The sequence below is a fragment of the Pseudomonas sp. B707 genome (genome assembly GCF_022496685.1).
In the GTDB taxonomy this organism is placed as follows: domain Bacteria; phylum Pseudomonadota; class Gammaproteobacteria; order Pseudomonadales; family Pseudomonadaceae; genus Aquipseudomonas; species Aquipseudomonas paraglycinae.
Genome location: NZ_WTVE01000015.1, coordinates 58,171 through 76,826 on the forward strand (window position 1 = coordinate 58,171; position 18,656 = coordinate 76,826).

General features: G+C 61.2%; 21 protein-coding genes. 9 read left to right on the plus strand and 12 right to left on the minus strand.

The features are described from left to right. Nucleotides 1-65: 65 nt before the first annotated feature. Nucleotides 66-392: a DUF2025 family protein gene (locus tag GQX66_RS05835; protein WP_085745148.1), complete on the minus strand. Its 327-nt coding sequence runs from the start codon at nucleotides 390-392 to the stop codon at nucleotides 66-68. A 215-nt stretch (nucleotides 393-607) separates the two neighbouring features. On the opposite strand from GQX66_RS05835, the gene GQX66_RS05840 reads away from it, so the two are divergent. Both GQX66_RS05840 and GQX66_RS05845 read left to right on the plus strand, forming a co-directional pair. Then, entirely contained in the window at nucleotides 608-1,732 is a 1,125-nt protein-coding gene (locus GQX66_RS05840) for a glycerophosphodiester phosphodiesterase (protein ID WP_240867435.1), read from the plus strand. A 141-nt stretch (nucleotides 1,733-1,873) separates the two neighbouring features. Continuing rightward, on the plus strand, nucleotides 1,874-2,179 hold the full coding sequence (locus tag GQX66_RS05845) for a PepSY domain-containing protein (RefSeq protein WP_102687293.1): 306 nt from the start codon (nucleotides 1,874-1,876) through the stop codon (nucleotides 2,177-2,179). Nucleotides 2,180-2,565: 386 nt separating this feature from the next. Here the strand turns inward: GQX66_RS05845 and GQX66_RS05850 are convergent, their stop codons facing one another. Both GQX66_RS05850 and GQX66_RS05855 read right to left on the minus strand, forming a co-directional pair. Continuing rightward, nucleotides 2,566-3,009 carry a hypothetical protein gene (locus tag GQX66_RS05850; RefSeq protein ID WP_240867440.1) on the minus strand — a complete coding sequence of 148 codons (444 nt, stop codon included), beginning with the start codon at nucleotides 3,007-3,009 and terminating at the stop codon, nucleotides 2,566-2,568. 112 nt (nucleotides 3,010-3,121) lie between these two features. Continuing rightward, nucleotides 3,122-4,747: a methyl-accepting chemotaxis protein gene (locus GQX66_RS05855; RefSeq protein WP_176240463.1), complete on the minus strand. Its 1,626-nt coding sequence runs from the start codon at nucleotides 4,745-4,747 to the stop codon at nucleotides 3,122-3,124. Between the two features lie 271 nt (nucleotides 4,748-5,018). Between GQX66_RS05855 and GQX66_RS05860 the strand changes: the two genes are divergently transcribed. Then, entirely contained in the window at nucleotides 5,019-6,041 is a 1,023-nt protein-coding gene (locus tag GQX66_RS05860; protein WP_240867443.1) for a transporter, read from the plus strand. Between the two features lie 256 nt (nucleotides 6,042-6,297). Continuing rightward, nucleotides 6,298-7,911: an inorganic phosphate transporter gene (locus GQX66_RS05865; RefSeq protein ID WP_240867455.1), complete on the plus strand. Its 1,614-nt coding sequence runs from the start codon at nucleotides 6,298-6,300 to the stop codon at nucleotides 7,909-7,911. Between the two features lie 53 nt (nucleotides 7,912-7,964). On the opposite strand, the gene GQX66_RS05870 is transcribed toward GQX66_RS05865, so the two are convergent. Then, on the minus strand, nucleotides 7,965-8,861 hold the full coding sequence (locus tag GQX66_RS05870) for a LysR family transcriptional regulator (RefSeq protein ID WP_240867458.1): 897 nt from the start codon (nucleotides 8,859-8,861) through the stop codon (nucleotides 7,965-7,967). Nucleotides 8,862-8,982: 121 nt separating this feature from the next. Between GQX66_RS05870 and GQX66_RS05875 the strand changes: the two genes are divergently transcribed. Beyond that, nucleotides 8,983-9,738 (plus strand): SDR family oxidoreductase, encoded by a 756-nt coding sequence (locus GQX66_RS05875; RefSeq protein ID WP_102687288.1) that lies wholly within the window; start codon nucleotides 8,983-8,985, stop codon nucleotides 9,736-9,738. Between the two features lie 59 nt (nucleotides 9,739-9,797). Here GQX66_RS05875 and GQX66_RS05880 read toward each other — a convergent pair whose 3' ends face one another. Further along, the gene (locus tag GQX66_RS05880) at nucleotides 9,798-10,235 is read right to left on the minus strand and encodes a multidrug/biocide efflux PACE transporter (protein ID WP_240867469.1); all 438 of its coding nucleotides are present in this window, start codon (nucleotides 10,233-10,235) and stop codon (nucleotides 9,798-9,800) included. 88 nt (nucleotides 10,236-10,323) lie between these two features. On the opposite strand from GQX66_RS05880, the gene GQX66_RS05885 reads away from it, so the two are divergent. Continuing rightward, nucleotides 10,324-11,178, plus strand: a complete 855-nt coding sequence (locus GQX66_RS05885) for a LysR family transcriptional regulator (RefSeq protein ID WP_240867474.1) — start codon at nucleotides 10,324-10,326, stop codon at nucleotides 11,176-11,178. A gap of 1 nt (nucleotide 11,179) precedes the next feature. On the opposite strand, the gene GQX66_RS05890 is transcribed toward GQX66_RS05885, so the two are convergent. Continuing rightward, a complete protein-coding gene (locus tag GQX66_RS05890; protein WP_129974172.1) occupies nucleotides 11,180-12,016 on the minus strand; it encodes a LysR family transcriptional regulator in 837 nt (278 codons plus the stop codon). Between the two features lie 111 nt (nucleotides 12,017-12,127). Between GQX66_RS05890 and GQX66_RS05895 the strand changes: the two genes are divergently transcribed. Next, nucleotides 12,128-12,853: an SDR family oxidoreductase gene (locus tag GQX66_RS05895; RefSeq protein ID WP_240867477.1), complete on the plus strand. Its 726-nt coding sequence runs from the start codon at nucleotides 12,128-12,130 to the stop codon at nucleotides 12,851-12,853. Between the two features lie 195 nt (nucleotides 12,854-13,048). Here the strand turns inward: GQX66_RS05895 and GQX66_RS05900 are convergent, their stop codons facing one another. From GQX66_RS05900 to GQX66_RS05910, 3 genes are read right to left on the minus strand one after another with little or no spacing between them, the layout of a single operon-like run. Beyond that, the gene (locus tag GQX66_RS05900) at nucleotides 13,049-14,293 is read right to left on the minus strand and encodes an RNA polymerase sigma factor (protein WP_085745159.1); all 1,245 of its coding nucleotides are present in this window, start codon (nucleotides 14,291-14,293) and stop codon (nucleotides 13,049-13,051) included. Continuing rightward, nucleotides 14,286-14,630: a YciI family protein gene (locus tag GQX66_RS05905; RefSeq protein WP_007951101.1), complete on the minus strand. Its 345-nt coding sequence runs from the start codon at nucleotides 14,628-14,630 to the stop codon at nucleotides 14,286-14,288. Before GQX66_RS05905 ends, GQX66_RS05900 begins: the two co-directional genes overlap by 8 nt. A gap of 40 nt (nucleotides 14,631-14,670) precedes the next feature. Further along, nucleotides 14,671-15,096: a nuclear transport factor 2 family protein gene (locus tag GQX66_RS05910; RefSeq protein ID WP_085606525.1), complete on the minus strand. Its 426-nt coding sequence runs from the start codon at nucleotides 15,094-15,096 to the stop codon at nucleotides 14,671-14,673. Nucleotides 15,097-15,238: 142 nt separating this feature from the next. Here GQX66_RS05910 and GQX66_RS05915 point away from each other — a divergent pair, with 142 nt between their 5' ends. Next, on the plus strand, nucleotides 15,239-15,724 hold the full coding sequence (locus GQX66_RS05915) for a GNAT family N-acetyltransferase (RefSeq protein ID WP_240867480.1): 486 nt from the start codon (nucleotides 15,239-15,241) through the stop codon (nucleotides 15,722-15,724). 17 nt (nucleotides 15,725-15,741) lie between these two features. After that, complete coding sequence (locus GQX66_RS05920; RefSeq protein WP_102687284.1) at nucleotides 15,742-16,347, plus strand: pyridoxamine 5'-phosphate oxidase family protein; 606 nt, start codon at nucleotides 15,742-15,744, stop codon at nucleotides 16,345-16,347. 162 nt (nucleotides 16,348-16,509) lie between these two features. On the opposite strand, the gene GQX66_RS05925 is transcribed toward GQX66_RS05920, so the two are convergent. The 3 genes from GQX66_RS05925 to GQX66_RS05935 form a co-directional block, all read right to left on the minus strand. After that, nucleotides 16,510-16,998: a GNAT family N-acetyltransferase gene (locus GQX66_RS05925; protein WP_011335577.1), complete on the minus strand. Its 489-nt coding sequence runs from the start codon at nucleotides 16,996-16,998 to the stop codon at nucleotides 16,510-16,512. A 317-nt stretch (nucleotides 16,999-17,315) separates the two neighbouring features. Then, on the minus strand, nucleotides 17,316-17,810 hold the full coding sequence (locus GQX66_RS05930; RefSeq protein ID WP_085745162.1) for a GyrI-like domain-containing protein: 495 nt from the start codon (nucleotides 17,808-17,810) through the stop codon (nucleotides 17,316-17,318). Nucleotides 17,811-17,878: 68 nt separating this feature from the next. Then, nucleotides 17,879-18,541, minus strand: coding sequence for a LysE family translocator (locus GQX66_RS05935; protein ID WP_240867483.1), 663 nt, complete (start codon nucleotides 18,539-18,541; stop codon nucleotides 17,879-17,881). Nucleotides 18,542-18,656 lie beyond the last annotated feature (115 nt).

Below are 18,656 nucleotides of genomic sequence, written 5' to 3' on the forward strand. Positions count from 1 at the left end.
GCCCTTTCGCGGGCTTGCCCCGGGCGGCGTTCCGACGAAGAGGCCGGAACAGTCGCTGCAGAACCTCAGCCCTTCACCAGACAACGCACCGCCTCAATCTCCGGCACTTCGCGTTTACTCATGTAAACCCGCAACGGCTCGGTGATGTTGATCCGGTCATCAATATTCTGGTCCAGCAGCAACTGGATCAGTTCGCGCTTGAGGGTCATGGTCTGTTCGGTGGTCGGTGCCCAGACGAATTCGCTGCACGGAATGATGCCGTCATCGGCCACGTCCATGCCGAACGAGTCCTCACTGAAGCGCACGATGTACTGTCCGGTCTTGCGGTTGAGGCCGACGAAGCCCTTGAGGTCGTCGGCGGCCTGGCAGATGAGTTGCGATGTGATGCGCATGGTAAACCTCACAAGAGTGATCGAAGGTTTACACGCAGGGCATTGAGGCGCGCCCTCTGCCGGGGCGGTTGCCGTGGCCAAGCGTACTGCAAACGAACGCACAAAAGTGCGCAAATTTTCGCTTTCAGTACGTTTATGTCGGTCTTGCGATAGCACGTTTTCGTTTGAGTTGCTAAAAGGGACATCTTCGAAAATACCTGCGAAAGGACCTCGACATGCCCGCCACCTTCACCAAAAGCGCACTGCTGCTGAGCCTGATACTCGGCCTCGGCCAGGCCCACGCCGCCAGCCAGCCAAACCCGGTTGCGCTCGCTGCCTCCGAGGGCATTCCGCACCCGGCGGTGATCGCCCACCGTGGCGCGTCCTTCGATGCCCCGGAATCCACCGCCGCCTCCTACAAACTGGCGCGCGACCTGGGTGCCGATTACCTGGAAATGGACTTGCAGCGCAGCAAGGACGGCGTGCTGTTCGCCCTGCACGACGACAATCTGCAGCGCACCACCGACGTCGCCAGCAAATTCCCGGAGCGCAAGGACAGCCCGGCCAATGCCTTCACCATGGCCGAACTGAAAACCCTCGACGCCGGCAGCTGGTACAACAAGGCCTACCCGGATCGCGCGCGTCCTTCCTACGTCGGTCTGAAGATTCTGACCCTCGACGAAATCATCGACATCGCCCAGGCCAATCCGAAGCACAAGCCGGGCCTGTACATCGAAACCAAGGAGCCGAAGCTGTTCCCGGGGATCGAACATGACCTGAAGGAAAAACTCCAGGCTCGTGGCTGGCTGGTTCCGGCCGGCGCCAAACCGGCTAAAAACGCCGCCAGCGTCGGCGAAAGCAACGGCAAGGTGATCCTGCAAACCTTCGAGAAGAGCAGCCTGGAAATGCTGCAAAAGGAAATGCCGCAGGTGCCGAAGATCCTGTTGCTGTGGGTCGGCGAAGGCAGCATCGAGCCGAAATCCAAAGTGACCTTTGCCGAATCCGGCGAGAAGGACAAGAACGCGTTCTACGGCAAGCAGGAGCCGAAATCCGAAGCCGAATTCAAGCAGTGGATCGACTACGCCAAGGCACAGGGCGCCATCGGCACCGGCCCTTCGGCGAAGCTGACCCACGGCGGCGATCAGAGCTATTCGGATCTGGTGCAGCCATGGATGAACAAGTACACACACGACAAAGGTCTGCTGGTCCACGTCTATACCGTGGATGAGTCGGTGGACTTCGAGAAAGTCATGGCCTCTGGTGTCGACGGCATCTTCACCAACCGCGCCAGCGAACTGCTGAAGTTCTACAAACGCCCGGCCGCCAGTGTGGATCAGGTGTTGAAGAACAACGGCTTCTGATCTGTAAATCCGCGCGTCAGTCAGTATCGCGAGCAGGCTCGCTCCCTCGGGAGTCCAGCCTGCTCGCTGCGTTTTAAGGGTGAGTTAAGTTGCGGCGATTAACCTGAACTCACTTAAACGAATCACCCAAAGGAATAACCGATGAAAACCCTGACTGCCCTGTTTACTGCTGCCGCCCTGACCCTCACCGCTGGCCTGGCCCAGGCTGACGTTCGCGTTGACCAGATCCCTGAACTGGTCAAGTCCGGCAAGATCAAGTCGCTGGAATCGATGAACGCAGAAGCGCTGAAACTGCATCCGGGTGCGACCATTACCGACACGGATCTGGATAACCACTTCAATGGTTATGAGTATGAAGTTGAGTTGCGTACTGCTGATGGCAAGGAGTTTGATGTGGACTTCGATGCAACGACTGGCAAGGTGCTGAGCGACAAGCAAGATACTTGATTGACTGATAAGACAAAGCCGCACGACTTTTGGGTTGTGCGGCTTTTTTGTGTCTGGCGTTTGACGAAGCTCTTGCTGCGCCTGTGAGATTTACCCCCTCACCCCGGCCCTCTCCCCCAGGGGGGCGAGGGGGAAAGGGAGCCGATCTTCATGCTGTTCAAACCTGAGTTCGACTGAAGACTCTCAACTCGACGTAGCTCAAGTATTAACTCCGACCGAACCCTTCCGATGTAATGGGAAGGCCAGGGTGAAAGGAAAGGGAGCCGATCTCCATAGGTTTCAAAACCTGAGTTCGACACAAGATTTTCAGGTCGATGTATCTCGAACATTCAACTCGATCGGTCCCCTCTCCCTCCGGGAGAGGGCTAGGGTGAGGGGAAAAGGCTTCACGCGGTCGTACTGACCAACGAACCGGAAGTACCGCTATCCGAATCCTGCAAAGCCGCCAACAACGCCGCCGTCGCCGTCTGCAACGAAGCCGACGTCGTCGCAATCTGCGACTGCGCCGCCGCAACATCCGCCGCCTTGGCATCCTGGCTTTCCTGCTTCGCCTGAGCCGCTTGCAGCGCCTTTTGCTCTTCCTGCAACTGCTTCTGCAACTCGGCAATCTGCTTGCGCAGTTCTTTCACGGTATCCGATTCTTCGCTGCTGGAACTGCTGTCCCCCGCCGGCGCCGCGCCACCGCCCGCCGCCACTTTGCTGGTGTCGGCCTTCACGCCGGTGCTGGCTGCCGCGGTGATCGAGGTGTCGTCACCGGTGTCGGCAATCGAGGTTTTGCTGGTGGGCGTGGTGGCGGTCTGATTGATCGAAACAGACGTGATGCTGACCATGGGAAATCTCCAATGCCGGTTATAGATAACCGGGCATCGGCGGCGGTCTGCACCAATTGAGATCGACTGTGTACCGACTCGGTAACCGAACCGGTACACAGTCACTGGCCGGTCAGACGCTCAGGCGAGCGGTGACGTCGTTCAGTTGGCCGGACAGGCCGTGCAGGTTCTGGCTGGCGCTTTCGGTGCGCTGCACGTTGTCGAGGTTGGTGCTGGCGATCGAGGTGATCTCGGTCAGGTTGCGCGAGATGTCTTCGGCGACCGAGGTCTGTTCCTCGGCGGCGGTGGCGATCTGGCGGTTCATGTCGCGAATCGCTTCCACCGCGTGGGTGATGCGCTCGAGCATGGCGCCGGCCTGGGTCACTTGCTCGACGCTTTCATCGCTGCGGGTCTGGCCACTGTCGATGGCCTGGGCCGCGTCCACCGCGCCGGTCTGCACGCTGTGGATGATCTGGTTGATCTCGATGATCGACTCCGCCGTACGCTGCGCGAGGTTGCGTACTTCGTCAGCGACCACCGCAAAACCACGCCCCGCTTCACCGGCACGGGCCGCTTCGATGGCGGCGTTGAGCGCCAGCAGGTTGGTCTGCTCGGCGATCCCGCGAATCACTTCCAGCACCTTGCCGATGCGACCGCTGTCAGCTTCCAGACGACGGATCACGGTGGCGGTGTTGGCGATTTCGCCGCGCATCTGGGTGATGCTGTGAATGGTGCTCTGCATGACCTTCTCGCCCTGTTGCGCGGACTGGTCGGCATCGTCGGCCGCACGCGCCGCATCGGCCGCGTGGCGGGCGACTTCCTGGGCGGTGGCGGACATTTCATTCATTGCCGTGGCCACCTGATCGGTGCGGCTGAACTGCTCGTTGGTGCCGCCGGCCATCACGGTGGCGATGGCGTTCAACTCGCCGCTGGCGCTGTCCAGATCCTTGGCGCTGCGTTGCAGATGATTGAAGGTTTCGGCGAGGAAATCGCGCAACGTGTTGGCCGCTGCGGCCAGGTTACCCAGCTCGTCCTGACGGTCGCTGGACACACGCTCGACCAGACGCCCCTTGCTCAACTGGGTGACGTAGTCGATGAGTTTGCGGATCGGCTCGACCAGGTTGCGGTTGACCAGCCACAGGCTGAGCAGACCGATCAGCAAGCCTGACGCGAGCATCACCAACAGCCCCAGCCACACAGTGCGGTCAGCACTGGCGCTGATCTGCGCCGATTGCTCGGTGCCCTGCTTGCGCAGCTCGGCGACCAGCTCGCTCATCTGGTCGCTGGCGGCACGGTCGACGCCTTTGACGGCGGCGTCCCCCGCAGTCGGATCGGCACCGGCTGCGACGTAGGCATCACGGCCCTTCTGGTACGCAGCACCAAGCAGACGGTGTTCTTCGCGCAGGCGATCAATGCGGGTTTTCAGCGCAGGCTCGAGGCCTTTCTGGTTGGCCAGCTCACCGAGGATGCCCTGCACATCGCGCTGACGGTCTTCGAACTGGCCCCAGTACTTGGCCAGATCCGCCGGTTGCTTTCCGCGCAGCAGAACGTTTTTCCACTCCTGAACCTGCACCTTGAATTGCAGGTTGGCTTCATCGATCAGTTGCGAGGTGTGCAACGGACCTGCGATCAATTGGCTGTAGTTCTGCACGCCGTTGGACAGGAAATGAAAGCAGGCCAGCGCGATCAACAGCATCGCCAGCAGGCTGCCGCTCAGCAGGGCGAGAATTTGCGCTCTCAGGGATTTTTGCAGCATCACAGGTACTCAGGACAGGGATGAGGCACGCCCGGTAAGACGTGAATTGTTGCCGGACATCCGTGTCGGCGGACCTTGGCTCATGGCCGAAGGCGCGCAACCTAACTCATGCGTGATCGGCGTTCCAGCGCCCTTCTTGAGAAAAATCCGACCCTCGGTAACGCGTTGATTTGACGTCATTTTGCTGTCACACAAACGTCATGTGACATTGCGATGATGCGGCTCAGGTGAATCTGCAAATCCCGCGACAGACGCCTCCTCGCAGCGAGCCTTCATGAACCACAGCCTCGATATCAGTCATCGTGATCCTGACCTGTTCGGCCTGCTTTACGGCTTTCGCTTTCGCCCCGGCGAACGCGGGCGCGAGGTGGATTCGGCGACCGCCCTGCGCTGCCTGCAGGACGACAGCGAGGGCGATGAATTTCTCTGGCTGCACCTGAACCTGGCGCACGCCGCGTGCGAGCGCTGGATGAAAAGCCATCTGCAATTGCCCGAAGAGTTTTTCGAAGCGCTGCACGAAGGTTCGCGCTCGACCCGCATCGAGCATGTGGATTCGGCGTTGCTGGCGGTGGTCAACGATGTGGTGTTCAACCTCAGCAGCATGGTGTCATCAGACGTGTCGACGCTGTGGGTCTGCGTGCGCAGCAAACTGATCGTCAGTGCGCGCCTGCAACCGCTGCACTCGGTGGACAAGCTGCGTTCTTCGGTGAAGTCCGGCGAGTGCTTTCGCTCGCCGTCGGAACTGCTGGTGCACCTGCTGCGCGATCAGGGCGAAGTGCTGACGCAGATCGTGCGCAAGACCAGCATGAGTGTCGATCAGGTCGAGGACGAGTTGCTGTCTTCACGACTGTCGACCAACCGCGCCGAACTCGGTGCCAACCGGCGGGTGCTGGTGCGCCTGCAACGGCTGCTGGCGCTGGAACCGGGTTCGCTGCTGCGCCTGCTCAACCGACCACCGCCGTGGTTGCAGAAGGAAGACGTGAAGGAGCTGCGCAAATCCACCGAGGAGTTCGCGCTGATCATCAACGACCTGACCGCCCTCGGCGAGCGGATCAAGCTGTTGCAGGAGGAGATCGCCGCCAACCTCAACGAACAGAGCAACCGCACGCTGTTCACCCTGACCGTGGTCACGGTGCTGGCGCTGCCGATCAACATCATTGCCGGTTTCTTCGGCATGAACGTTGGCGGCGTGCCGCTGGCCACCGATCCGGAAGGGTTCTGGATTCTGGTGGCGCTGGTGGCGACGTTTACCGTGATCGCCGGGCGCTGGGCGTTTCGCAAGCGGCGGGATTACTGACCTTTATTCAGCGCCGCTACAGTCGCAAGCTCGTTCCCACGCTCTGCGTGGGAATGCCGCCCGGGACGCTCCGCGTCCCTGTGACGCGGAGCGTCACCTTATGCATTCCCACGCAGAGCGTGGGAACGATCACCGTCTTCAGTCAGAAGACCAACGGCGCGGCTAATCCGCCAAACACTGATCTGTCGCAGCCTCTCTGTAATATTTAGCAACGATCATGGGCAACACTCCTTCCCCCGCTCAGGATTGTCCTCCCATGGCTACTCCCTCCCTGACCGCCAGCCCGGCCCCCGCTGCCAGTGGCAGGCCGGTCCTCGACATAAAAACCGGCCCGTTCACCTACGTGGTGTTTTTTGCGGTGCTGGCGATGGGGCTGCTGTTCACCGCGTACAGCCTGATGCACGACATGCACGAACTCGGCACGGTGGTCACCACCTGGACCCCGTTCCTGCTGCTCGGTGTGGCGCTGCTGATTGCGCTGGGTTTTGAGTTCGTCAACGGTTTCCACGACACCGCCAACGCCGTGGCGACGGTGATTTACACCCATTCGCTGCCACCACATTTCGCGGTGATCTGGTCGGGCTTCTTCAACTTCTTAGGGGTGCTGCTGTCGAGTGGCGCGGTGGCGTTCGGCATTATCGCGCTGCTGCCGGTGGAGCTGATTCTGCAGGTCGGCTCGTCCGCGGGTTTCGCGATGATTTTCGCCCTGCTGATCGCGGCGATCCTGTGGAACCTCGGCACCTGGTGGCTGGGCCTGCCGGCCTCGTCATCGCACACGCTGATCGGTTCGATCATCGGCGTCGGCGTAGCTAACGCGCTGATGCACGGCCGCGATGGCACCAGCGGTGTGGACTGGGCCCAAGCGACCAAGATCGGTTACGCGCTGCTGCTGTCGCCGCTGGTGGGCTTCGGTTGTGCGGCGCTGTTGCTGCTGGCGCTGCGCGCGTTCGTGAAGAACCGTTCGCTGTACAAGGCGCCGGAAGGCAACACCCCGCCACCGTGGTGGATTCGCGGTCTGCTGATCCTGACCTGCACCGGCGTGTCCTTCGCTCACGGTTCCAACGACGGCCAGAAAGGCATGGGCCTGATCATGTTGATTCTGGTCGGCACCCTGCCGATGGCTTATGCGCTGAACCGCACCATGCCGGAAGAACAGTCGCTGCAGTTCGCCGCCGTCGCCCAAGTGACCCAGCAAGCGCTGGTGAAAAGTGCGCCACTGCCGGCACCGGCCGATCCACGCGCAGTGCTCTCCGATTACGTGCGCAGCAAGGAAGCCACGCCGCAACTGATCCCCGCCCTCGCCTCCCTGACCGGACACATCGGTGAAGAAGTCAAAGGCTACGGCTCGCTGGCGAAAGTCCCGGCCGAGGCCATGGGCAACGTGCGTAACGACATGTACCTGGCCAGCGAAACCATTCGCCTGATGGACAAGAACAAGGTCGGCACCTTCGACGCCGACACCAGCGGCAAGCTGCAACTGTTCAAGCAACAGATCGACAACGCCACGCGGTTTATTCCGCTGTGGGTGAAGATCGCAGTGGCGATTGCTTTGGGGCTGGGCACCATGGTCGGCTGGAAGCGGATCGTGGTCACGGTCGGCGAGAAGATCGGCAAGACTCACCTGACCTACGCCCAGGGCGCCTCGGCGGAAACGGTAGCGATGCTGACCATCGGCGCCGCCGACATGTTCGGCCTGCCGGTGTCGACCACTCATGTGCTGTCCTCGGGCGTGGCCGGGACCATGGTCGCCAACGGTGGCGGTTTGCAGATGAAGACCATCCGCAATCTGCTGATGGCGTGGATGCTGACCTTGCCGGCGGCGATTCTGCTGTCGGGCAGTCTGTATTGGTTGTTTACGCAGATTTTCTGATCCAGCCGAATCCCTGTGAGAGCCGTTGCTCCCACAGGGATTTGCCGCAGGAATCAGAGCGTCAAACGAATCAAATCCCCCAGCCAGTCCATGAACACCCGCACCCGCAACGGCAGATGCCGCTGCCTCGCGTACAACAGTGAAATGCCCATCGCCGGCGCGGTGTATTGCGGCAGCACGGTGACGATCTCGCCGCTGTCCAGATAGGTGTTCATGCCGGTACGCGGCACCTGAATCAGACCAAACCCGCCAAGGCACGCCGACTCGTAGGCATCGGTGCTGTTGACCGTCACACTGCCGGGCATCGGCACCCGGTGGATCTGTCCGTCCTGCTCGTAAACAAACCCTTCCGAACGCGAACCCAGCACACCGACGTAGTGCACCAGTCGATGCTGCGCCAGATCTTCAATGGTCTGCGGCACCCCGAAGCGTTCAAGATACGCGGGGCTGGCGCAGTTGATCATGCTGAAGTCCCCCAAATGCCTCGCCACCACCGACTGATCGGGCTGCGCGCCGATGCGCACCACGCAATCGAAACCTTCGGCGAGCAGGTCGACCCGGCGATCGGTGCTGCTGATTTCCAGCTCCAGATTCGGATGACGGGCCATGAATTCCGGCAGCTTCGGCATGATCAGCCGTCGCGACAGAATGTTCGGCATATCGACCCGGATCCGCCCGGTCAGCGACGCTTCGTCCTGGCGGAACAGGTTCTCGATTTCGTCCATGTGCGACAGCAGATCCTTGCTCCGCTCATACAGCGCGAGGCCGTCCTGAGTCACCTGGACCTTGCGCGTGGTGCGTTGCAGCAGGCGCGTGCCGAGCAGGGTTTCCAGCGCCTGCACCTGCTCGGATACCGTTGAGCGCGGCAGCCCCAAACTCTCCCCCGCCATCGTGAAACTCGACAATTCGCTGACCCGGACGAAGGTGCGCAGCAGTTCCAGTTTGTTCATGGGCCACCCATTGATTGTTCGGACAATCCGACCAGTGATTCCGGTTTCAGTCTGTTTATCACCTCACAGCGGATAAATAAACTGTGCCCCCATCAACCGTCACTGCCATCGAGGAAGACCCATGAACCGCAAAATCGCATTGATCACCGGTGCCAGCCGTGGCCTCGGCAAGAACGCCGCCCTGCACCTCGCCGCGCAAGGCGTGGACATCATCGGCACCTACAACAGCCGCGCCGATGAAGCCCAGGCGCTGGTGCAGGAACTGGAAACCCTCGGCGCCCAAGCCGTGATGCTGCAACTGGATGTCGGGCGCAGCGAAGGTTTTGCCGATTTCGCCGTGCGGGTCGAGCAGGCGCTGCAACAACTTGAACGTCCGCGCTTCGATTTCCTGATCAACAACGCCGGGATTGGCGTGCATGCCTCCTTCGCCGACACCACGCCGGAGCAGTTCGACCTACTGATGAACGTGCAGTTGAAAGGGCCGTTCTTCCTCACTCAGCAACTGCTGCCGCTGATCAACGATGGCGGGCGGATCATCAACATCTCCAGCGGTCTGGCCCGTTTCACCCTGCCGGGTTACGCGGCTTACGCGGCGATGAAAGGCGCGATGGAAGTGCTGACCCGTTATCAGGCCAAGGAGCTGGGGGCGCGGCAGATCGCCGTGAATATCCTGGCACCGGGCGCCATCGAAACCGACTTCGGCGGCGGCGCGGTGCGCGACAATTCGGCGTTGAATGCGATGGTCGCCAGCAACACCGCGCTGGGCCGTGCCGGGCAGCCGGATGACATTGGCGGTGCGCTGGCGCTGTTGCTGTCGCCGGGGGCGCAGTGGATCAATGGTCAGCGGATTGAAGCGTCGGGCGGGATGTTTCTCTAAACCCTGCAAAAATCCCGGACAAAAAAATCGCAGCCCTCACAGGCTGCGATTTTTTGTTTTCAGTTTTGGCAGACGCTGCGCATCACCAGCCGCTCGCGCACCACGTCATAACCCCAGTGGTAGATGTAGGTGTACGGCAGGAAGAACAGCAGCACGCCGATGTCGAGCAGAAACGCCTGCCACAGACTGACCGACAGCCACCAGGCAATCAGCGGCACGCCCATCACGATCAACCCGCCCTCGAACAGCAGCGCGTGCGCCACTCGCACCCAGGCATTGTGAGCGATGTTCCAGCGCTTGAGCATCCGGTCGAAGATGCCGTTGAACACCACGTTCCAGCCCAGGGCCAGCAACGCGATTGCGATGGTGACGGCGCCCATTTCGACCAGCGGTTTGCCCATGATCCACGCCAGCAACGGGGTACAGATCAAGATCGCCAGCAGTTCGAAACCGATGGCCTGGAAGATACGCTCAGTGATGGATTTGTTGGCAGTCATGGCCGAAGTCCTCTGTGAAGATGGTTGCCATGATCCAGCACCACGCCGATACTTCATAACCAATAACCATCGATCAAGGCGATAGTTCATGGCCTCTCAGGAAGTGTTGCTGGCGTTTGTCCAGGCGGCGACTCAAGGTTCGTTTTCGGCGGCGGCGCGCAAACTCGGGCGCAGTCAGTCGACGGTGAGTGCGGCGGTGGCCAGTCTTGAGATCGATCTGGACCTGGTGCTGTTCGACCGCAGCAGCCGCAAGCCGACGCTGACCCCGGCCGGCCACGTGATGCTACAACGGGCCGAGGCGATTCTGTCCGCCACCAGCCGGCTGGAAATGACCGCCCGGCAATTGGCTCAGGGCGTGGAGCCGAAACTCACGGTGGCGATTTCCGACACTTATCAGTCCGACCGTTTCGAAGCGGCACTGGTGGGCTTCGAGCAGCGCTATCCGGATCTGGAGCTGGAATGCCTGATCGCCGAATGCGATGACCTGGTCGAACTGGTGCAGCGCGGTCGGGCGCATCTGGCGTTTGCCGAGATGCAGGACAACTACCCGCCGGACCTGGCAACCGCGACCGTCGCCGAGCGCACTGAAATCGCCTTGTTTGTGGGGCGTGGGCATCCGTTGGCGACTCACGACTCCATCGATCAAACAGTCCTTGAGCAGCATCGCGAACTGCGCCTGGCCACCATCGTCAATCCCTATGACAGTCGCGGCAAAGGCCGGGTGTGGTCGGCACCGAGTTACCTGATGCTGCTGGAAATGGCTGAAAAAGGTTTCGGCTGGGCGCCGCTGCCGCGCTGGCTGGTGGAGCGTTTCGGCAATGACTTGCTGGTGGAACTGAAGGTGCGCGGCTGGCCAAAACCGGTGTTCGTCGATGCGCTGTGGTCGCGGCTGTACCCGCCGGGGCCGGCGGGGAGCTGGTTGCTCAGCAAAATGCTGGAATAGCTCAGGCCGCCTCGATGGCTAGCGGGCGGTTCACCTGAAAATACTCGTGCAACCCGCGCATCGTCGGCAACTCCAGCGCTTGCGCTGCATAGCACAATCCCACCCGCCGGGTCGGCGCCGGCAGGTGCAGCGCCCGCACGACGATGCGTTCATGCCTGCTGACAAGCGACTGCGGCAACATCGCCACACCAACACCCGCCGCCACCATGTGCAACGCCTGTTGCAGTGAACCGGCATGTCCCGCCACCGCTTCCGGCGAGCGTCCGTACAGCGCCATCAACCGCTGATGTGAAGGATGCTGTGGGCAGGTGATCCAGTCCTCAATCGGCGCCCACCCTGCTTGCGCGTTTGCCATCGGATGATCGAGAGGCAGCGCCATCACATAGGACTCTTCCCACAGCGGCAGGAACAGTTCGTCCTCGCAGCACATTTCCTCGACCGCCAATCGACCATCGCCATGACAGCCCTCCTCCAGTGTCAGCAGCAGATTGGGCAACGCCTGATGGGCCATCCGCACGAAGGCTTCAATGTGGCTGGCGGCGATATCGCCCTCGATGCCAAGGGTCAGCGGCGCACGGTTTTCGCGGCCGCGAAACATCCGGCTCAGCGCCTCGGATTCAGCCACCATCCGGCGGGCCTGCGGATAGAGAAGGCGTGCTTCATCGCTGACTTCCACACCACGGGGCTGACGCACGAACAGCGTCGCGCCGAGTTCTTCTTCCAGCTGTTTGATGGTCACCGACAACGTGGGCTGACTGATGAACAGCCGTTGCGCGGCGGCGGTGATGTTGCGTTCCTCGAACACCGCGAGGAAGGCTTTGAGATGACGGATATCCATAGGAGATTCCGATAGCAGACAGAGGAATAAGGCATTTTTCAGCCTCCAGCGGGCTAAATATACTGCGTCACGAATCTGGTTATTTGTTTTTCTTATCTCAGGAGTTCAACCATGAGCCAGCCATTGATCATCATCACCGGCGCCAGCTCGGGCATCGGCGAAGCCACCGCCCGCCGCTTGAGCGCTGCCGGCCATCCGCTGCTGTTGCTGGCCCGGCGCATCGAACGCCTTGAAGCACTGGCACTGCCGAACACCCTCAGCCGCCGCGTCGACATCACCGACCGCGCCGCGCTACTGGCCGCTGTGGCCGAGGCCGAAGCGCAATTTGGCCCGGCCGATGCGCTGATCAACAACGCCGGGGTGATGCTGCTGGGCGAGATGAGCAAACAGGATCCGGCGCAGTGGGACCAGATGCTCGACGTCAACGTGAAGGGCCTGCTCAACGGCGTGCACGCGGTGGTCGCCGGGATGATCGAGCGCAAGCACGGCACCATCATCAACGTCAGCTCGGTGGCCGGGCGCAAGACCTTCCCGAACCATGTGGCGTATGTCGGCACCAAATTTGCGGTGCATGGGTTGTCGGAAAACCTGCGCGAAGAGTTGTCGCCGCACAATGTGCGGGTGACCACAATTGCGCCGGGTGCGGTGGAGACCGAGTTGCTGAGCCACACCACGGATGAGGCGATCAAGACCGGGTATCAGGCGTGGAAGCAGGACATGGGCGGCACGGTGTTGAGTGCCGAGGATGTGGCGACGGCGATTGCTTATGCGTATGGGCAGCCGCAGGGCGTTTGTATTCGCGAGATTGTGATGGCTGCGACTCGGCAGCAGGCCTAAAAGCGAAAGGCGAAAGGCAAAATCAAAAGCGCCCTCACCCTAACCCTCTCCCGGAGGGAGAGGGGACTGACCGAGGTGTCTTACGTCATACATCGACCTGAAAGATCTGGTCGATTATGGATTCACAGCGAACCGTTCAGGTCGGCGTATATCCCCAATATCCCCGGATCGGTCCCCTCTCCCTCCGGGAGAGGGCTAGGGTGAGGGCAAGCGATCCAAAGCCGAAAGCCGCCCCTCGATAAACCGCCGCTCCGGCTCCTGCCGCGTCAACTCCAGTGCCCGTGAATAGGCCACCCGCGCCTCCTCAACCCGCCCCAACTGCCGACAAAACTCCGCCCGCGCCGAATGCGCCAAGTGGTAATCCTGCAATTCCCCACGGTCCAGAATCCCTTCAACCAGGGTCAACCCCGCCAGCGCCCCGTCCCGCTTGGCCACCGCCACCGCCCGGTTCAACTCGATCACCGGCGACGGTACCGCCCGCAGCAACACGTCATACAGCCCGACGATCTGCTCCCAGTCCGTCTCCCCTGCCGTCGGCGCTTCGGCATGCACCGCCGCAATCGCTGCCTGCAGGCAGTACGGCCCGAAGCGCCCCGTGGTCAGCGCTTTTTCCACCAGATCGCAGCCTTCGGCAATCAACTCGGCATTCCACAATCCGCGATCCTGATCATCCAGCAGAATCAGTTCACCATCAGGCGAAGAGCGCGCCGAGCGCCGCGATTCATGCAGCAGCATCAACGCCAGCAACCCCATGACCTCTGGATCCGGCAACAACTCCAGCAGCAATCGCCCGAGACGAATCGCCTCGCGGGTCAGGTCTTCGCGTGTCACCTGGGCGCCGCCGGATGCTGAATAGCCTTCGTTGAACACCAGATAAATCACCCGCAACACACTGTCGAGGCGCTCGGGCAGTTCGCTCAGACTCGGCACTTGATAAGGGATTTTCGCATCGCGGATCTTCGCCTTGGCGCGCACGATGCGCTGGGCAATCGCCGCCGGGGCCGAGAGGAATGCCCGGGCGATTTCTTCAGTGGTGAGGTCGCAGACTTCACGCAGGGTAAGCGGCACTTGCGCGTCCGCCGCCAGCGCCGGGTGGCAGCAGGTGAAGATCAGGCGCAGGCGGTCGTCTTCCACGTCTTCGGCGTCCCATTCGGACTGTTCCAGTTCTTCCAGTTGCGCCAGCAATAACGGCTGCGAGGCCTTGAACCGCGCCCGCCGACGCAACACGTCGATCGCCTTGAAGCGCCCGGTGGACACCAGCCAGGTTCGCGGATTGTCCGGCACGCCGTCGCGCTGCCAGCGTTCGACCGCGACGAAGAACGCCTCGTGCAAGGCTTCTTCGGCGAGGTCGAAATCGCCGAGCAGGCGGATCAGGGTCGCGAGGATCCGCCGCGAGTCTTCGCGATAGACCTGCTCGACCCGGGCCGCGACCTCAGACATTCAACTGGCGCACGGGACGCACTTCGACACTGCCGACCCGGGCCGCCGGAATGTTGCCGGCGACCTGAATCGCTTCGTTGAGATCCCGTGCGTCGATCAGGTAGAAACCGGCCAACTGCTCCTTGGTCTCGGCGAACGGGCCGTCGGTGATCGACAGCTTGCCGTTGCGCATGCGCACCGTGGTGGCGGTCTGCACCGACTCCAGCGCTTCGGCGGCGACCATCCGGCCGCTGCCCTGGATCGACTCGGCGTAGGCCCAGCACTCGGCATCTTCCGGGCTGTCGGGCGACGAATGCAGCAGGCGCTCATCGCTGTAGACCAGGCATAAATACTTCATGGCGTTCTCCTGAATCGGACGGATCAACTATGGCTGAAGATCAGGGTTTCACATCGAACAGGGTCGCGCCGCTCATCGGGTCGAACGGTGCTGACCAGTGTTCGTGGGCGATCTTCCACGCCCCGCCCACCTGCCGGTAGCACGCGGTGACGCGCATCCAGCAACTCTGGGTTTCGCCCTTTTCATTGGTCCCGCCGCAGTTGGCGACCCAGTGGGCGAAGGCGATGTTGTCGGCGGTCTCGATGGCGATTTCGTGGAATTCGAAAATGTGCGGGCCGGGGCACATTTCCATGCAATCCACCCAGTGCGCGCGGTAGGCCGGTTTGCCCTTGAATTGCAGGGCCTTGATCGCATCGAAGGAGACGATGTCGTCGGCGTACAGGGCCATGACTTTTTCCACGTCCTTGGTCATCACCGCCTCGCGGTAGGTGTCGATCAGGCTTTGAATCTGCGCTTGCGTACTCATGGGGTTTCTCCCTGGTTTTTGTTGTGAAGACACCCTTAGTCGTTCGGCGATTTGCCGGATCGACAGTTGAAACAAAAAAATTCCGGAGAAGACAAAATCGCTAGAATCCGAGGCTCATCTTTGTAGGAAAAAGGAAATTCCCGTGTCAGCCAAACTCGTACCGTACGAGAGCCTTAACGCCTTGCAGCGTCAGCAAGTCGAAGCGATTGAAATCCACGCCGAGCAGATCAAGTTCTCCGGCGATATCCACGGCGCCCTGCATACGCTGCTGTCGAAACCCGGTCCTGGCGTGAAGGGTTTTGCCCTGCTGGCAGAAGATGAGCCAGTGGCGTTCCTGCTGCTCAAGCGCCCGCCGGTTCTGCCGGACTGGGCCGATGAACACAGCGCCACCCTGCATGCGTTGCAGGTCGATCACCGCGCCCAGGGCAAGGGTTATGGCAAGGCCTGCCTGCTGGCGTTGCCGGAAGTTGCGCGCCAGGCCTGGCCGGAGATCAAAGGGCTGGAACTGTCGGTGGACGCCGACAATGACACCGCGATTGCGCTGTACGCCAAGTACGGCTTTGTCGACAGCGGCGAAGCGTACAAGGGGCGCATCGGTTACGAGCGGCGGATGGGGCTGTTCTTCTAATTGTCGGGGGAGCAACGATGATCGATTCAATCGAAGCGCTGGAAGCCATCTACGGCTTGCCCCACGAACGGGCGGTGCGCAAGCAGATCGGTTTTCTCAACGAGGACTATCAGGCGATGGTCCGGGTCTCGCCGCTGGTGATTGTCAGCTCGGTGGGTGCCGACGGCATCGACGGTTCTCCGCGCGGCGACGCGCCGGGGTTTGTGCGGATCATCGACGAGCGCACCCTGGCCCTGCCGGATCGCCCCGGCAACAACCGCATCGATACCTTGCGCAACGTGCTGCACGATCCGCGGGTGTCGCTGCTGTTCATCATTCCGGGGATTGGCGAAACGTTGCGGGTCAATGGCACGGCGACCATCAGCGCTGATCCCGAATTGCTGGAAAGCTTCGCGGTGAACGGCAAACCGGCGCGCACGGTGTTGCTGGTGACGGTTGAGGCGGCGTTCTTTCATTGCTCGAAAGCGTTCGTGCGTTCGGATGCGTGGAATCCAGAAACCCACTTGCCGCGCTCGGCGCTGCCGACGGCGGGCGCGTTTCACAAGCGGCTGAATGATGGGCAGTTTGATGCCGAGGCTTATGATCGCGAGGCCCCGACGCGGGTGCGGGACACCCTCTACTGACACCGCCCACCCTCGTTCCCACGCTCTGCGTGGGAACGCATACCGGGACGCTCCGCGTTCCTGCCGCACCGCTGATGCAACGCCTGGCACCGTCATGACGCAGAGCGTCGAAGGCTGCCTTCCCACGCAGAGCGTGGGAACGATCAGGTCAGGGGTTCTTCTTCAGAGCGTCAGGATCATCTCGTGCCACGCCATCCCGCCGTGGTCGGATTCGGACGGTTTGATGTAGGCAAAACCGAACCCGGCGTACAGCGGGATGTGCCGCTCCTTGCACATCAGGTGAATCGTCGCCTTGCCCTGCTCGCGCATGCGATCGATGAATTCGCCCAGCAGACGCTTGGCCAGACCCAGGCCCTGATAGTCCGGGTGCACCACCACCGACATGATCACCACGTTCGGCCCGGCCGGGTCGTGGCCGATCAGTTCCTTGAACGCCTCATCGGACATCTGCACATCAAACGCCGCGCCGGAGTTGATGAACCCTGCCACCTGCCCGTCCACCTCGGCGACGATGAAACCGTCCGGCCAGGTGGCGATGCGCGTGGCGATCTTCTCGCGGGTCGCGGCTTCGTCGCCCTCATAGGCGAGTGTTTCGATGGCGTAGCAGCGGTCCAGGTCGGCGGCGGTGACGTGGCGGATGACGGTGTTCATGGCGGCTCGAAATCAGTGGAAACAAGGTCGCCAAGGATAAAGGAATAAGGTGTTCATATCGATCCGCGCAGGGGGCGTAAAGCCTGCGTATAAGCGCTTTTCTTCGGATTCGGGACGGTCTATTTCTGACGCCTTTCTCTGATCACCCGAGGGGGGAACCGTTTATGAGCAGCGTTGAGATCGGTTTGTTGATGGTGTTGGGCATCAGCTTCTTCGGCTTCATTACCCTGGGCATCGACCTGTTGCGGGCACGACGGATCAAGGGCAAGTAAAGATCGACCGGCAGCGCGAAGCGGGTTCGCGCTGCCGGTTGCCGATCAGGTTTTCTTTTCCACCGGGACGCAGATTTCCAGCTTGCCGGTATTGAGCTTCGGGTTGAAATCGGCGCTGTAGCGTTCCAGCTCCGGGGCGTTGAGCCCTTTGTATTCGGAATTCGGCAGCCAGGTGTTGTAGATGTAGTCAATGGTCTGCGGCAACTGATCCAGCGAACCCTTGTGTTCGAACACCGCGTACTGACGCGGCAGGACTTCGATCCACGGATACTTTTCCTGCGGGAAGTCGTCCAGCTTGCGGATTTCGACCCCGGCCATGTAATCGAAACCGCCGTTGCCGTCGAAATTGCTGCAGACACCGTAGGTCACTTCACCCTTCTGCCCCGGAATATTTCCGATGTGCGGGATCAGTTTTTCCCACAGCGCAGGGATGTCCTGAACGGTCTCTTGAGTGAAGCGATCGCGAAATCCTGCAATCAGCAGGAAGTGTCCATGTTCGAAGCGAGGTTCAGCCACTTCGACGCGTTTTTGCTCATCCATGACTCGACTCCTTGAACGAAAAAAGTGGGTTCGGCTGGGAGTATAGAAGCCAAACCCGATTCGCACATTTACAGCGTATGCAGGGCCTCGGCGGCGCCGGAACCGACGAACTCGTTATAACCGGATACGATCACGTAGACCGCGAAATAGCAGAAGATCGCTGCAGATGCCATGTAGGAATAGCGCAGGAGTTTGTCGCCCAGCAACTTGCCGCCATGGCTCGCGGCGAAGCACAGGCCTGCCGACCACAACAGCCCGGCGCACAGGAAGCCGCCGAGGAACAGCGCCGAGCTCAAAGGACCGCCGCCGCCGGAACGGGCGATCAACGTGCCGCCCACTGCCGCGAACCAGAGGATGGCGCTGGGTGACGACATGGCGAGAAAGATCCCACGGAAGAATTCCTTGCGATGGGAGTTCTGGCCGACCTCGGCGATCGCCGCCAGTTGCGCCTCGTGGTGTATCGCCGAATAGATCATCTTCGCCGCGAAGTAGATCAACAGCGCTGAACCGCCGATCCACAGCACCCAGCGCACGGTTTCGTATTGCAGCAGAACGGTCATTCCGGCCAGCGCCAGCACCGCGTAGATCAGGTCGCCGACGCAGGTGCCGAGGCCCAGCGCGAAGCCTTGAAAATAGCCGCGCTGCATCGCCAGGGTGATCATCGCGATGTTGGCCACGCCAATATCCAGGCACAGCGAAAGGCTCAGCAAGAAGCCGCTGGCAAATTCCATCAACCGGTTTTCCTTGAGAAAAATTTGTTTACAAAGGCTCTGGACAGTATGCCATCGCTGACCTTATCGTCCGCCACAGGTCACCACAGTGACCAGCGTCGCTCGGACGGTTCCG